This is a genomic window from Geobacillus sp. YF-1 (assembly GCF_052692335.1).
In genome coordinates this window covers 1,318,155-1,332,415 of record NZ_CP199850.1, presented here as the reverse complement: position 1 = coordinate 1,332,415, position 14,261 = coordinate 1,318,155, and the positions used below count along the sequence as shown (strand labels likewise).

At 55.9% G+C, this 14,261-nt stretch carries 13 protein-coding genes and 1 riboswitch; of the genes, 1 reads left to right on the top strand and 12 read right to left on the bottom strand.

Annotated features, from left to right (window positions below; translation table 11 throughout):
* Nucleotides 1-77: 77 nt before the first annotated feature.
* The 4 genes from hutI to hutG all read right to left on the bottom strand — a co-directional run bounded on the left by hutI (nt 78) and on the right by hutG (nt 5,763).
* Nucleotides 78-1,352 (bottom strand): imidazolonepropionase, encoded by a 1,275-nt coding sequence (hutI, locus tag ACTVIM_RS06720; protein WP_445614007.1) that lies wholly within the window; start codon nt 1,350-1,352, stop codon nt 78-80.
* A gap of 15 nt (nt 1,353-1,367) precedes the next feature.
* Nucleotides 1,368-3,023: a urocanate hydratase gene (gene hutU, locus ACTVIM_RS06715; RefSeq protein ID WP_445614006.1), complete on the bottom strand. Its 1,656-nt coding sequence runs from the start codon at nt 3,021-3,023 to the stop codon at nt 1,368-1,370.
* Between the two features lie 167 nt (nt 3,024-3,190).
* Nucleotides 3,191-4,678, bottom strand: coding sequence for a helix-turn-helix domain-containing protein (locus tag ACTVIM_RS06710; protein WP_445614005.1), 1,488 nt, complete (start codon nt 4,676-4,678; stop codon nt 3,191-3,193).
* Between the two features lie 86 nt (nt 4,679-4,764).
* A complete protein-coding gene (gene hutG / locus ACTVIM_RS06705) occupies nt 4,765-5,763 on the bottom strand; it encodes a formimidoylglutamase (protein ID WP_445614004.1) in 999 nt (332 codons plus the stop codon).
* A gap of 143 nt (nt 5,764-5,906) precedes the next feature.
* On the opposite strand from hutG, the gene ACTVIM_RS06700 reads away from it, so the two are divergent.
* On the top strand, nt 5,907-6,323 hold the full coding sequence (locus ACTVIM_RS06700; protein ID WP_445614003.1) for a PaaI family thioesterase: 417 nt from the start codon (nt 5,907-5,909) through the stop codon (nt 6,321-6,323).
* A 388-nt stretch (nt 6,324-6,711) separates the two neighbouring features.
* On the opposite strand, the gene ACTVIM_RS06695 is transcribed toward ACTVIM_RS06700, so the two are convergent.
* From ACTVIM_RS06695 to ACTVIM_RS06660, 8 genes are all read right to left on the bottom strand, one after another.
* Complete coding sequence (locus tag ACTVIM_RS06695; protein ID WP_445614002.1) at nt 6,712-7,194, bottom strand: PaaI family thioesterase; 483 nt, start codon at nt 7,192-7,194, stop codon at nt 6,712-6,714.
* Nucleotides 7,195-7,368: 174 nt separating this feature from the next.
* Entirely contained in the window at nt 7,369-7,761 is a 393-nt protein-coding gene (locus ACTVIM_RS06690) for a VOC family protein (protein WP_445614000.1), read from the bottom strand.
* Between the two features lie 26 nt (nt 7,762-7,787).
* Entirely contained in the window at nt 7,788-8,144 is a 357-nt protein-coding gene (locus ACTVIM_RS06685) for a hypothetical protein (protein ID WP_445614320.1), read from the bottom strand.
* A 49-nt stretch (nt 8,145-8,193) separates the two neighbouring features.
* A riboswitch (SAM riboswitch) is annotated at nt 8,194-8,298 on the bottom strand.
* A 50-nt stretch (nt 8,299-8,348) separates the two neighbouring features.
* Entirely contained in the window at nt 8,349-10,133 is a 1,785-nt protein-coding gene (gene opp4A, locus ACTVIM_RS06680) for an oligopeptide ABC transporter substrate-binding protein (protein WP_445613999.1), read from the bottom strand.
* 12 nt (nt 10,134-10,145) lie between these two features.
* Nucleotides 10,146-11,054, bottom strand: coding sequence for an ABC transporter permease (locus tag ACTVIM_RS06675; RefSeq protein WP_445613998.1), 909 nt, complete (start codon nt 11,052-11,054; stop codon nt 10,146-10,148).
* 21 nt (nt 11,055-11,075) lie between these two features.
* The gene (opp4B, locus tag ACTVIM_RS06670) at nt 11,076-12,044 is read right to left on the bottom strand and encodes an oligopeptide ABC transporter permease (protein ID WP_445613997.1); all 969 of its coding nucleotides are present in this window, start codon (nt 12,042-12,044) and stop codon (nt 11,076-11,078) included.
* Nucleotides 12,045-12,060: 16 nt separating this feature from the next.
* Nucleotides 12,061-12,987, bottom strand: a complete 927-nt coding sequence (locus tag ACTVIM_RS06665) for an ABC transporter ATP-binding protein (RefSeq protein ID WP_144973912.1) — start codon at nt 12,985-12,987, stop codon at nt 12,061-12,063.
* Nucleotides 12,974-13,999, bottom strand: coding sequence for an ABC transporter ATP-binding protein (locus ACTVIM_RS06660; protein ID WP_445613996.1), 1,026 nt, complete (start codon nt 13,997-13,999; stop codon nt 12,974-12,976). The genes ACTVIM_RS06665 and ACTVIM_RS06660 overlap by 14 nt, the downstream gene beginning before the upstream one ends.
* Nucleotides 14,000-14,261 lie beyond the last annotated feature (262 nt).

Below are 14,261 nucleotides of genomic sequence, written 5' to 3'. Positions count from 1 at the left end.
CTTCTTACGCAAGACTGGTACAACCGGAAGCATCCCACTTCCGGTCGCCAACCGCTTCAACGGAAGACCATCCCCCCTCAAGCGCGCACCTTTCCTCCCGCCACCACCACCTTCCCATCCTTGATCACCGTCTCCGCATGGTTGACGCCGTAATAGTACATGATTTGCACGTAGTTCGGGACGTTGAAAACAACCAAATCCGCTTTCTTGCCTGGTTCAAGGCTGCCGATCACATGGGCGCGGCCGATGGCGTGGGCGGCGTTGATCGTGGCGGCGGCAAGCGCCTCGGCCGGGGTCATGCGCATATGCAAGCAGGCAAGGCTCATGACCAGCGGGAGCGAGACGGTCGGCGATGAGCCGGGGTTGCAGTCGGTCGCTAAGGCGACCGGGACGCCGGCGTCGAGCAAGCGGCGAGCGTTGGCGGCTTTGGTTAGTAAGAAAAACGCTGTGCCTGGCAGGAGGACGCCGATCACGCCGCGCTCCGCCATGCGGCGGAGGCCGTCATCAGAGGCACGAAGCAAGTGGTCGGCCGATATCGCCCCCACCTCAGCGGCCAGTTCGGCGCCGCCGTACGGTTCGATCTCATCGGCGTGGATTTTCGGCGTCAAGCCGTGCGCTTTGCCCGCTTCAAGGATGCGGCGCGCCTCATCAGGAGTGAACACGCCGCGCTCGCAAAAGACGTCGTTGAACTCAGCCAACCCCTGACGGCTGACTTCAGGAATCATCTCTTCGACGATCAAACGAATATATTCCTCCCGGTCGTGCTTCCACTCCGGCGGAACGGCGTGGGCGCCAAGAAAGGTGGAAACGACATCGACCGGATGGGTATCATCGAGCCGCTTGGCGACGTTAAGCTGCTTCATTTCATGCTCAAGGCTTAACCCGTAGCCGCTTTTCGCCTCAACGGTCGTGACGCCGTGAAGCAAAAACTGATCGAGCCGCCGCTTGCTTTCTTCATACAGCGTCTCTTCCGATGCCTCGCGGGTGGCCTTTGTCGTCGCGTGAATGCCGCCGCCGGCGTTCATGATCTCCATATACGTCGCCCCGCCGAGGCGCATCGTCCATTCGTGTTCACGGCTGCCGGCGTAAACGAGATGGGTGTGCGGGTCGACAAGGCCAGGGGTGACCGTTTTGCCGCGGGCGTCGATCACCTCTGCTTCGGCAAGCCGATCCGCGAAACGGCGGACGAGTTCGTCGTCCGGACCAACGGCGGTGATCGTGCCGTTTTCAATCCAGACGCTGCCGTTTTCCATGATGGAAAGGTTGCTCATCTGTTCTCCCACAAGCGGGGCCGCGGAGCTTCCCGCCAGCGTGACGAGCTGGCGGGCGCAGCGGACAAAGAGCGGGCGCATAGGCGGTTCTCCTTTCTATTTGAGCATCGGCATATCGATGCCTTTTTCTTTCGCTGTCCGAATGGCGAGCTCATACCCGGCGTCGGCGTGGCGGACGACACCAAGGCCGGGGTCGGTCGTCAACACGCGTTCCAGCCGTTTTTCCGCCTCTTTCGTCCCGTCGGCGACAATGACCATGCCGGCGTGAATGGAGTAGCCCATGCCGACGCCGCCGCCGTGGTGAACCGACACCCAGCTTGCGCCGCCGACCGCATTCAACAGCGCGTTTAAAATCGGCCAGTCAGCGATGGCATCGCTTCCGTCTTTCATCGCTTCCGTCTCCCGGTTCGGCGAGGCGACCGAACCCGAGTCCAAATGGTCGCGTCCGATGACGATCGGCGCCTTCAATTCACCGCGGGCGACCATGTCGTTGATGAGTTTTCCGAACTTCGCCCGCTCGCCGTAGCCAAGCCAGCAAATGCGCGCCGGCAAACCTTGGAATTGGATTTGTTTTTGCGCCATGCGGATCCAATGGCAAAGGCGTTCGTTCTCGCTGAACTCGCGCAAAATGACTTCATCGGTTTTGTAAATGTCTTCCGGGTCGCCGGAGAGCGCCACCCAGCGGAACGGGCCCTTTCCTTCACAAAAGAGCGGGCGGATGTACGCCGGCACAAAGCCCGGGAAGGAGAAGGCATCTTCGACTCCTTCGTCTTTCGCCACTTGGCGGATGTTGTTGCCGTAATCAAACGTCACCGCTCCTCGGTGTTGCATCGCCAACATCGCCCGTACGTGCTCAGCGATCGATTGTTTGGCGCGGGCAACGTACTGCTTCGGATCGCGCGCCCGCAGCTCAGCTGCCTCCTCAAGCGTCAACCCCGCGGGGATGTAGCCGTTTAACGGATCATGGGCGGACGTTTGATCGGTCAAGACGTCCGGAACAAAACCTATATCAACGAGCCGCGGCAACACTTCGGCCGCATTGCCGACAAGGCCGATCGACAGCGCTGTTTTCTCTTCCTTCGCCCGTTTGGCCATGGCGAGCGCGGCGTCCAGACTGTCGGTCATCGTGTCAAGATATTTCGTGTCAAGGCGGCGCTGGATGCGGGCCGGGTCGACTTCAACAGCGAGACAGACGCCGCCGTTCATCGTCACCGCCAACGGCTGCGCCCCGCCCATGCCGCCAAGGCCGGCCGTTACCGTGATCGTTCCTGCCAGCGTGCCGCCAAAGTGCTGGCGCGCCACTTCGGCAAACGTTTCATACGTCCCTTGGACGATCCCTTGGCTGCCGATGTAAATCCAGCTGCCGGCCGTCATTTGTCCGTACATGATCAGCCCTTTTTTGTCGAGCTCATGGAAATGGTCCCATGTCGCCCATGCCGGCACGAGGTTCGAGTTGGCCATGAGCACGCGCGGCGCATCCGGGTGGGTGCGAAACACCGCGACCGGCTTGCCCGATTGAATGAGCAATGTCTCATCGTTTTCCAATCGAAGAAGAGTGTCCACAATCGCCTCGTAACATTCCCAGTTGCGCGCCGCTTTCCCGATGCCGCCGTAAACGATCAACTCATCCGGCCGCTCGGCGACCTCCGGATGCAAGTTGTTGTGCAACATGCGCAGCGCCGCTTCCTGAATCCATCCTTTCGCTCGCCGCGTTGTTCCAGAAAGCGCTTGCACCGTTCGCTTGTCTGTCATCGTCATCCTCTCCTTTTCCCTCTTTGCTTTTATTGTAAAGAAGGGAAGAGAACGGAGATAGATGCGCCTCTTTTAAAGGTGAGTCATTTTTTTCGAAATTTCATATTTCTTTCTCCTTCATTGATCCATTTCTTTTGATGGCTGTTCATTTTTTTTGAAAAAACCGCCTACCGCGGTGATGACCGATACGATCGTTGTTCATCGCGGTAGGCGGTCGGCGTCTGATTCAGTTCGGCTTTAAAGACGCGCGTCAAATAATGGGCCGTGCGAAACCCGGTCTGTTCGGCGATTTCCTTAATCGAGAGGTCGGTTTGGCGGAGCAGCCGTTTCGCCTCCTCAAGCCGCCGGTTCGTCAGCCATTGGCGGAACGTCACGCCGCGCTTTTTCGACAACAAATGGCTGAAATACGCAGGGCTGCGGCCGGCTGCCGCCGCGGCCTGCTCCAACGTGAGCGACGGGTCGCGAAAATGCGCTTCCATATAGCGGAGCCCCCGTTCGATGGCGTCGACGCGCGCGTCTTCCGCTGCTCGCCTCGCTTCGTCAAGCAGCCGGTGCAAAAACAAAATCAGTTCCTGAACGATGCGATACAGCACCGGATTATACAAAATTTCCTGAAACAGGCGCATGTATTCTCGTTCGGTCGCGCCGCGGTCCAGACGGTACGTCTTCATAAACCGGCGGATTTGCGCCAAGATGCTCGTCAACCGCGTGCGCACCATCTCCGGGCTCGGAAACGGCGGCGTCCAATCGGAAAATTCCCGTTGCAGCCATCGTTTGACCGCTTCATGGTCAAACCGCTCAAGCATCTCGATCCATTGCCGCTGCTCTTCCGGCGTCAGAAACGGATCCAAGTGGCGCCACGGTCCGTCATCCGGCGCCGGAGCGATCACTTGCCGGTAGCCGATAAAAAACGTCGTCTCGAGCAGCCGGCGGGCGGCTTGGTATCGCTCACGCACCGATCGCCGGCCATCCGGCGGCATGATGACGACCGCCAATGGCTCATGATGGTCCTCCTCCCAATCGCGCAACATCTTCCATGCCTCTTCTTTTCCATCGCCCGGCAGCTCGGGAAAGAGACAGGCCGCCATATGGGTCAACGGCAAAACGCGCGCCCTCCGGCGAAACGGATAGTTCGTTAAAAAGCGGACCACTTCGGAAGAGAAGGCAGGTTGTTCGGCCTGCACAAGCCATACGTGGGTCGACACGTCAACACAGTCATCGGCAAATAACGAGCGATAATCGTCATCATAGCCGCCAACACCGACGGACGGCCGAGAGCGCCCGTCCCCCGCGGAAAATGAAGCCGCCGTTCGCAACGCTTGCTTCAATTTGGTGGGCTCAAGCGGCTTCACAAGCAAATCGACGCATTGCCAGTCGATGGCTTGCTTCGCCCGTGCGAATGTCGCCTCCGCGGTTGCGGCAATCACCCGTTGGCAAAACAGGCGGATGCAAGATGCCGCTTTCCCCCACTGTTCATACGGAATCATATCCAATTCGACGTACAACAGCTCCGGCGCCTCCCGCTCAAGAAGCGCCATCATCTCCTCGACCGTAGCCGCCGTATATACTTGCTCAATCGGCAAGGAATACGCGGACACGAGCCAGCGGATCGCTTCTCGTTCCTTGTCGTCCCGTTCGGCAATGACCAATTTCATCCTCTCACCGCCTTAGCTGCTTGATGAAATGGTTCAGGCAACATGTTCAGCGAATGTGCTCGGCGCTGCTTTGCAAACGTCGAAAGTCAACTGCCCCCATGGTGCCTGCTCCTAAGTGAGGGGTCTCCTTGCCAACATTGGAGATGAAGAAGGATTTCGAAGCAAAAAGCAGCGGCGAGCGCCACGGTTTTTCCGCCTTCATCCACGAGCGGGTTGACTTCGCAAAGATCGACGCTGATCGTGTTCGGATGAGAAACGATGCGGCGGATGAGCGCGCGCACCAGCGATGGCGCGAGTCCAAACGGCGACGGCGCGCTCACCCCCGGCGCGGCGGCAGCGCTGATCGCATCCATGCAAATGGTCAACATCACGCCGTCATACGTTGAGGCAAATCGTTCGATCTGTTCATACGCTGCCTCCATCGGCCCCGCAGTCAGCTGTTCTTCCAGCATGTACTCGCATCCGTACCGCTGTGCATCCGCAAACAGCGCCGCCGTGTTGCCGAGCTTCTGAATGCCTAAGCAGCAATACCCCACCTGTTTGTCCTCATCCAAAATTTGCCGAAACATCGTCCCGGATGTCGGCCCGTTATCATACGGCCGCAAATCGAAATGAGCGTCAATGTTGATGATGCCAAGGCGGGCGTTCGGCCCAAGCGCTTCACGGACGCCCAAATAATGGCCATACGCCGTCTCATGGCCGCCGCCGATCACCACCGGCACCGCGCCGCTTCGCAGCAGGCGGGCGACGGCTTTGCCGAGTTCGGCTTGGCTTTGTTCGAGCTGTCCGTCCACGCAAACGACATCGCCCGCATCAAAGATGGACGCGCCTTGCGGAAGATGCCATGGCAGCCGCGCCAACGCCGCTTTCACAGCGGCCGGCGCCTCTTTCGCCCCTTGACGGCCTTGGTTGCGGCGCACGCCCTCGTCGCAGGCAAAGCCGATGAGAGCCGCTGCTCGTTCCATCGGCGCCAACGGCTGCGATAAATCCAACAGGCGGATGCGCTGATGGAGGCGAAACGCCCGTTCATCGCTCACACTGTCCACCCTCCCCGTCCAGCGGCTTTGCTCGGGTTGTTGATACATCGAACCATCTCCTTTCGACGATCAGCTACCTGTTTCTTTCGCTGCCGCTTTGCCGTTCTCCTTCTTGCAGGGGCAGAAAGAGGAAATCGCCTCTTTCCCGCGAATAAAAGAATACAGATCGACAACAGAAAGGGGGACACAGCATGAAATCAACCGTCAACTTGCATGACGTCATCGCCGGCCAAAGCGCGCCGCCGCCGTGCGATACAACGCTCGGCGTTCGCTTGACAGAAGCCCGGGACGGCTATGCGAAAGGAGTATGGAAGGTAAGCGAATCGCTGCTCAATGGAAACGGCGTCATTATGGGCGGGTTTGTCGGCGCGGCGGCCGATATCGTGATGGCGTATGCGGTGACGACCTTGCTTCGCGATGACCAAATGCACGCTTCGATCAACTTGCACACGACGTTTCATCGTCCGCTGGAAGCCGGGGAAGCGGAAATCGAGGCGCTAGTGGAAAAACCCGGGCGAACGGTCGTTTATGTGACCGCCACCGTGCGGCAAAACGGCAAAGAGGTGGCGAGCGCCACGTCATCCGTGCTCATCATGGAAAAACGATGAAGGTCATTCGTGCGAGCGGGTCATGGACAGGATTCCGAAAGAAAGCCAAACAGGCTGGTGAAAAACGGTTGTTTCTTTTGAACAATGGGGGAGCGTGTGAAAGACGCTCCTGATGCGACAGGGCTTTTCTATTTGAGAGGCGAGGCCGGTAAGCGGCCTGTCTCCTTAAATCACCGCCCCTCAAAACCTACTGGAAAGAAAGCGGCATTTCGGACAACGGCTCCGGCCGCCTTGGCCCTTCACAACGGGCAGGGGGAATGATGATGGGCTTTGCCCGCCAGCGCGAGCCGAACTGCAGGGGGCGCTCAGTTCCTAACCGCCCTCGGCGGCAAAGCGCCGAAGAAAGCGCTGCCAAAAACAGCGGCTTTTCGGCGCTTTTTGCTGTTTGTTAAGGGCGGACAAACGTTTTCGGCATCACAACGGCGACGACTTGCCCGCGGGCGCATAATTCACCGTTCGCGAACACTTCGGTGTCAACTTGCCATTTTTTCGGATGAATTTCCGTCACCGTGCCGATGGCCACAAGCGGCACCCCGTGCGGCGTCGGTTTGAGAAAATCGACGTGCAGCGAAGCGGTGACAAAGCGCGGCGGCGTCTCCCCGCTGCCCGGCTCATGGCCGTTTTTCCGGTGCAACGCCAGCGCCGCTGAACCGGTGCCGTGGCAGTCGATGAGCGAGGCGATCAATCCGCCGTACACAAATCCAGGGATGGCTGTATGTTCGGGGCGCGGCGTGTATACGGTCACCGTCTTGTCCCCTTGCCATCCGGTGCGGAAATGGTGGCCCGTCTCATTCAAACGGCCGCAGCCATAGCACCAAGCGAATTCATCCGGATAGTCGTCTTGAATGGCGTGAACGATCGTTTCTTCCACTACACATCTCCCCCTCTCTTTTTCTAGTATACCATTGAATAGAGAGAACGACGACTCTTATTTAGGAAGATGGCTGCTTAGTGATGGACAAGACTGGCGAGAGAATGCGCGGCACGAGGCCCTAACGGCCAGACGGCAAATGCATAGGCGGTCCAAACAGCGGACCGCCCGTGTTTATTGTGCAGATCGCTCCGGCTCGTAAAATTCGATCCATTCCCCGTCCGGGCCGAGGAAAAACAAATATTTCGCCCCGTTCGGAAGCTCGGTAATGTCCTCCCAAACGAGTGGAACGCCAAGCGACACGAGCCGCTCTTTCTCTTGCTCAATGCCTTCGACCGTAAATGCGACGTGATGCACTTTTCCTTCCGTCGGCAAATCCGGATTGTATCCTTCGATGAGTTCGACGATGACTTGCCCGTCAAGCCCCAAAAACGCCAGTTTCATCGTCCCGTTCGTATGAATCATCTCGCTGAGCAGCTCGAGGCCGACGACGTTTTGATAAAATGCTTTCGATGTTTCGATATCTTTCACTTGGATGCCGACGTGTTCAAATTTTTTGACTGCCATTCGCTGTTCTTCCTTTCTCTCATGTTCTACAATTCAATGGAAAACACAGCCCGCAAATACGGGGTCATTCGCGGTGGAAAAATGTCCTTTTTTCCTAGCTCCATCCATACATAGCGGTCAAGAGCATACGGTCCTTCCGCTTTCCATTCCTCCGCCTCATCGTTCGTCAGCACGATGGAAAACATCGTTCCTTGCGCTTCCCCATACAAATGGACATATCCGTCCCCGCGGTCGATATGCACCACCGCCTGCCGATCGAACCGGATGAGCTCCGTCCGCACGCAGCGCATGACGTGAACGGCAAACGTCGCCGCCGGCAAATGCGCTGCCATGCAAGCGCGGAGCGACAGTCGTTCGGCCACTGCTTCCCCCTCACCTCCCATCATCAAAAACCCCCCTTCCGCCTCGGAATGACGCGAAAGGGGGTGGCCGTTCTTATCATCCAAAGCGACATCGCTTTGCGGGTGTTAGCACCTTGCCAGCGGCAGGTTGCTGTGGGGTCATCAAGCCCGTTCTCTCGCCCACTCTTGATAAGACGTATGCAATTTGTCTTCTATCTTATCATACATCATCAAAGGCGGCAATCGTCATTGTTCGACTTCCGGCTGCTCGGACGTGACGCCGACATCTTTCCACGTCAGTTTCGATCCCGGATCGACCGTGAAGTTGGCGACGCGGTTGTTGACGGCATAAATGGCCGAACGATACAACGTCGGAATGACCGGAACTTCTTCGTTCATCAATTTTTGCCATTCACTGTAAATTTTCCGGCGATATTCTTTGTCAAACGCCTGTTCAGAATGGCCTTTTTCCAACAGTTCATCGTTTTTCTCATTCACCCAGCGCGAGTAGTTGAACATGACGTTCCGTCCATACAATCCGTATGGATCGACGTCCGTGCCCGTCCCCCACGCGGCTGCGTAAACGTCCACTTTCGGATCGTCTTTTTCGACCATATCATAGAAGGAGTTGAACTCCGCCAAGCGTCCGTCCACCAGCTGAACATCGAGGCCGACATCTTTCCAGCATTGCATATAAAATTTAGCCAACGGTTCAGCGATGTCCCCGCCGCTCATCGCCAAGAAGTTGATCTTGAATTTTTTGCCGTTCGGGTCTTCGCGGAGGCCATCGCCATCCACATCTTTATACCCCGCTTCATCCAACAATTGCTTCGCTTTTTCCGGATTGTACGTATACCCTTTGATCGAACTGTCATGATAGCCCGGGAACGACGGCGGAATGAGCGTGTTCGCCGGGAAGCGCAAACCATGATACAGGCGGTCGGCCACCTCTTGGTTGTTGATGGCGTACGCCATCGCTTGGCGCAGTTTTTTGTTTTGGAATTTCGGATTGTCCATGACGTTTTCCTGCTTTTTCGCATCCCAGTGGCCGAGTTTAAAGCCGATATAGTTGTACGCTAGGTCCACTCTGCCGATAAACTGAATGTTTTTCGTCCCTTTCGCGTTCAAATATTGGTCGGTCGGGAACTCGGCGACGTCAATTTCGCCTTTTTTCAGCGCTTGCAGGACGACTTGCGGGCTGACGACTTTCAAAATGACGCCTTCCAAGTTCGGTTTGCCGGCCCAGTAGTCATCATTGCGGACAAACTCGACCGACTCGCCCGGAACGATTTTCTTCACTTTGAACGGTCCGAAGCCGATCGGGTTTTTCCGGATTTTATCCGATTTCGCCAAGTCTTTGATCGGAATGTCTTTCAAGTAATGCTTCGGCAGCGGATACGCCCAAATGCCGGTCAACACCGACGGATTGGCCTGTTTCCATGTAATCGTCAACGTCTTTTTGTCGATGACTTTAATGCCGGAAATTTTATTCGCTTTGCCGCTATGATATTCTTCCATCCCGACGATGCCTTGGATGAGCGCATCGCCATAGCGGACGCCCGTGTAATCTTTACTGCCAATGACCAAATAGGCGTACTCCAAGTCTTCGGCGGTCACCGGCTGGCCGTCATGCCAGTTGACGTTGTCTTTGATGCGGATCGTCATCGTCTTTTTGTCTTTCGACAACTCGTATGTGGCAGCGCCGTCATTCGTAATCTCATAGTCGCTGTTCGTTCGGAAAAGCGACTCGTCAAAAAATTGCAAAATCTCCGCGTCGGGCGTTCCCGTGTAGAACGCATAGCTGAGCGTCCCTTCAAACGGCGTGTCGGACACAAGGCCGTATTTCAGCACGCCGCCGTCAATGATTTTCCCGTCGTTTTTCACCGTCATCGGGAATTTGCTGATGTCTTCCTTCTGAGCTGCCGGTTTTTCGTTGTTGTTGCCCTTTCCGCTCGTTGTGTCGGATTTGCCCGTGCACCCGGCGAGCACGAGCAAGAGCGCGGCGAGAGCCGCCAACCATCTTTGCTTCACATTTTCTCCCCCTTATCCTAATCGTTGTCTTGCATCAGCCGCACGTTTCAACGCTTGGCCGATGAAATTTATGCACAGCATCATCACTAAAATAAGCAATGATGCAGGCAACCAAACCCACCATTTGTTTTGCAGCACATCCGGATTGGTCGCGTAACTGACGAGCGTGCCCAAGCTCGGCGTGCTCTCCGGCAGCCCGAAGCCAAGATACGTGAGCCCAGACTCGATGCCGATGTTGCCCGCCAAATTTAACGTCAAATTGACGATAATGATCGAACTGAGGTTAGGCAAAATTTGAAAAATAATGATTTTCCAATCCGGCGTGCCGAGCGTTTTTGACGCGCTGACATAATCCAGCTCGCGCTCGGCCAGCGTTTTGGCGCGGATCAGCCGAGCTTTGCCCGTCCACAAAAACGCGCTCATGATCAAAATGAACGTCAATACATTATATTTAGGCACAATGGCGACAAAAACAATAACGAGCATCAAAAACGGCAGAACGAGAATGAAATCGATGATGCGCATAATGACATTGTCAATCCAGCCGCCAAAATACCCAGCAATCAGCCCGATCGCCAGCCCGATGAGGCCGGTAATAAGCGTAATGGCCAGCCCGATCGTAAACGAGTTGCGGGCGCCGATGATGAGCTGGCCAAACACGTCGCGCCCCCCGTAGTCTGTGCCAAGCCAGTGTTCCGCTGACGGCGGAGAATAGATGGAAAGAAAATCGACTTTCACGATTTCCTCTTGATCCAAAAAGAGTGACACGCCATAGACGATCGCCAAAAGGATTCCTAAAATGATGAGCGAGCCAAGCGCGAGCCGATCCCGAACTACCTCCCGCCACATGATCGAAAAGGCGGAAGGGCTTTTCTCGATGTTCGCTCCAGCCGGCGTTGGGTCGCTGATTTCCGCTTTCATGTCAGCCGTCTTCCTCCTTTCCTACTCAATCCGGATGCGCGGGTCGACCGCACTCAAAATGATGTCCGACAACAGCGTGCCCACGAGCGTCGCCAGGCCGGAAATCATGACGAGCGCCGTCACGACGCTGTAATCCCGCTGCATAATCGACTGCAAAAACAGCTGGCCAAGCCCCGGGTAGCTGTAGATCGACTCCAGAAACACGGAACCGCCGATAAGTCCGGTGATTTCATACCCTAAAAACGCCGCGATCGGCAAAAACGAATTGCGCAAAATATGGCGCCAATAGATATGCCGCTCCGGCACGCCTTTCGCCCGCGCCGTTTTTACGAAATCTTTCACTTTCGTATCGACGATTTCGCTGCGCAAATATTGAATCGTAATGACTGTGTTAATCAGCGCTCCCGACAACGCCGGAAGCATGAGATGGTTCAATTTGCTTAAATAGTAAGCGAGCGTCCCTTCCTCGACCTGAACGTCCACGCTGCCGCCGGTTGGAAACCAGCCAAGGTGAAAGCCAAAAACAAACAGCATGATCAAAGCAAAAATGAACAGCGGCGTGGCAAACCCGAGATAGCTGTAGCCGACGATCAGCTTATCAGCCCATGTATCTGTCCATCGCCCCGACACGATGCCGAGCGGAATGGCAATCAAGTACGTCAAAATTAAAATCGCCGCCGACAGCAACACTGTATTCCCGATCCGTCCGGCCAGCAGATCGGTGACCGGCTGCTGGTGGGTATAGGAAAGGCCGAGATCACCATGCAGCATGTTTTTCACCCAACGGATGTATTGAATATGTACCGGATCATTCAATCCAAGTTTTTCCTTCATTTCTGCCAGTGTTTTTGGGTCCATTTTTGGATTGGCCGCCAGCTGCCCCGTCAGCGCATCCCCAGGCATCGCCTTCGCCAGCAAGAAAATGAGGACGCTGAGCAAAAACAATTGCGGAATCATAATGAGGATTCGCCGTAAAATAAATTTCAGCATCTTCCCGTCCCCCTCTTTACGGAATGGCCACCGAGTGCGTCGGCGAAATCGGCTTGAGCGGGTGAGCCCGGCCGTTTTCATCAAAATAGCGCGAATACGACTGCTCGTATTCTTTTTCCACTTCGCGGCGAAGCGCCTCCTGCCGACCGCGTTCGCGCGGATCGGCGTTCGGAATGGCGGAGAGCAGCCGTTTCGTATAAATATGCTGCGGATTCGTGAAAATTTCCTCGCTCGTCCCTTCCTCCACGAGCCGGCCGCGGTACATAATGCCGATGCGGTCACACATATGCCGGATGATCCCTAAATCATGGCTGATGAACAAATACGTCAGCCCGTACTCCTGCTGGATTTCTTTCATGAAATTCAACACTTGCGCCTGCACCGACACATCAAGCGCCGACACCGGCTCATCGGCGATGATGAGCTTCGGATTGAGCGTGAGCGCCCGCGCAATGCCGATGCGTTGGCGCTGTCCGCCGGAAAATTCATGCGGATATTTGTAAATCGACTCCGCGCTCAAGCCGACCCGCTCTAAGACGTATTGCACCTTCTGCCGCTCCTCTTGCGGGGACAGGCGTTCAAAATTGCGAAGCGGCTCGGCGACAATATCGAGCACACGTTTGCGCGGATTGAGCGAAGAATACGGATCTTGGAAAATCATCTGGATATCTTTCCGATACGGATGAAACTCGCGGCGGCGAAGCTTTGTCAAATCCGTTCCTTCAAACAGCACTTCCCCGGCCGTGGCGCGGATCAAACCGATGATCGTGCGCCCTGTCGTCGTCTTGCCGCAGCCGGACTCGCCGACGAGCCCGTACGTTTCCCCTTTGTGCAGCGAAAAACTGACATCATCGACCGCGCGCACGTGGTCGACCACCCGGCGAAAAAACCCGCCGCGCACGGGATAATACACCTTCAGATGCTGAATGTTAAGAAGCGCCATAATCGATTCCACCTACCGTTTGATCATCAGGGAAATAAAAATGTTCATAACATGTACAGCGCACCCAATGGCCCGGCTCCACTTCGCGCAGTTTCGGCTCCGCCTCATGCTTGTCGGCTCCGATCCAGCCGATGCGCGATTGGAAACGACATCCATGCCGCGGCAGTTTATGCAACGGCGGAACGATCCCTTGGATGACATGGAGCCGTTCCTTTTTTGTTTGGGCGGACGGGATCGACTGCAGCAACGAGCGGGTATACGGATGGAGCGGACGGTGAAAAATGGCATCGACATCGGCCAATTCGACGATTTCCCCTGCGTACATGACGGCGACGCGGTCGGCCATTTCCGCCACCACCCCCAAATCATGCGTGATTAAAATAACGCTCGTTTTCATTTGTCGCTGCAGCTCTTTGAGCAGCCCCATGATCTGCGCCTGAATCGTCACATCAAGCGCCGTTGTCGGTTCATCGGCGATGAGCAGGGCGGGCTCGCAGGCGATGGCGATCGCAATCACGACCCGCTGCCGCATCCCCCCGGACAACTCGTGCGGATAACGGTGGTACACCTTTTCCGGTTCCGGAATGCCGACTTTGCGAAGCAAGTCGATCGTTCGCTTCTTTTTCTCGGCTGCTGACAACCGCAGATGGTAGTCCATGCTTTCTTCGATCTGCCGGCCGACCGTCATGAGCGGATTGAGCGCCGTTAACGGATCCTGAAAAATCATCCCGATTTCTTTGCCGCGAATGCGGTTGAGTTCGGCAACGGAGAGCGACAGCAAGTTTGTCCCTTTAAAGTGCAGGCGCCCCTCAATTTTTGTCTTTTCGGGCGGGTGGAGACCCATGATCGACAACGCGAGCGCGCTTTTGCCGCACCCCGACTCCCCGACGAGAGCGACGATTTCGTTCTCCCCGATCGCCAGCGAAACGTCGTCGACCGCCGCATAATAGTCATCACCGATGCGAAAAGAGACTCGCAGCCCCTCAATTTCCAACAACGTTTGCTTTGCCAATGTGTCCTTCTCCCTTTAGTTAGTTTTGCTAAATTTTAGATTATGTATAATATTTTGATATTATTCTATCATATTTTTTCGCAAATTCAACATTTTCTAGTAATTTTTTTGATACCTTCCCAATCTTCTGCCTGTTTGATACCTTCCCAATCTTCTGCCTGATCGACAACGCCACTAGAGGCAACGGTTCGTGTTCGCTCCCATCCGTTGGACAATCAAGAGGCGGATGCTCCGTGAAGGAACCATCCGCCTCATCAATGGA

Excerpts from the sequence above, each read along its gene's own strand:
- ACTVIM_RS06675 (WP_445613998.1), bottom strand. The coding sequence starts at position 11,054 with ATGAAAGCGGAAATCAGCGACCCAACGCCGGCTGGAGCGAACATCGAG.
- ACTVIM_RS06685 (WP_445614320.1), bottom strand. The coding sequence starts at position 8,144 with ATGGGAGGTGAGGGGGAAGCAGTGGCCGAACGACTGTCGCTCCGCGCT.
- hutI (WP_445614007.1), bottom strand. The coding sequence starts at position 1,352 with ATGCGCCCGCTCTTTGTCCGCTGCGCCCGCCAGCTCGTCACGCTGGCG.
- hutU (WP_445614006.1), bottom strand. The coding sequence starts at position 3,023 with ATGACAGACAAGCGAACGGTGCAAGCGCTTTCTGGAACAACGCGGCGA.
- ACTVIM_RS06700 (WP_445614003.1), top strand. The coding sequence starts at position 5,907 with ATGAAATCAACCGTCAACTTGCATGACGTCATCGCCGGCCAAAGCGCG.
- ACTVIM_RS06690 (WP_445614000.1), bottom strand. The coding sequence starts at position 7,761 with ATGGCAGTCAAAAAATTTGAACACGTCGGCATCCAAGTGAAAGATATC.
- ACTVIM_RS06665 (WP_144973912.1), bottom strand. The coding sequence starts at position 12,987 with ATGGCGCTTCTTAACATTCAGCATCTGAAGGTGTATTATCCCGTGCGC.
- opp4B (WP_445613997.1), bottom strand. The coding sequence starts at position 12,044 with ATGCTGAAATTTATTTTACGGCGAATCCTCATTATGATTCCGCAATTG.
- ACTVIM_RS06710 (WP_445614005.1), bottom strand. The coding sequence starts at position 4,678 with ATGAAATTGGTCATTGCCGAACGGGACGACAAGGAACGAGAAGCGATC.
- hutG (WP_445614004.1), bottom strand. The coding sequence starts at position 5,763 with ATGTATCAACAACCCGAGCAAAGCCGCTGGACGGGGAGGGTGGACAGT.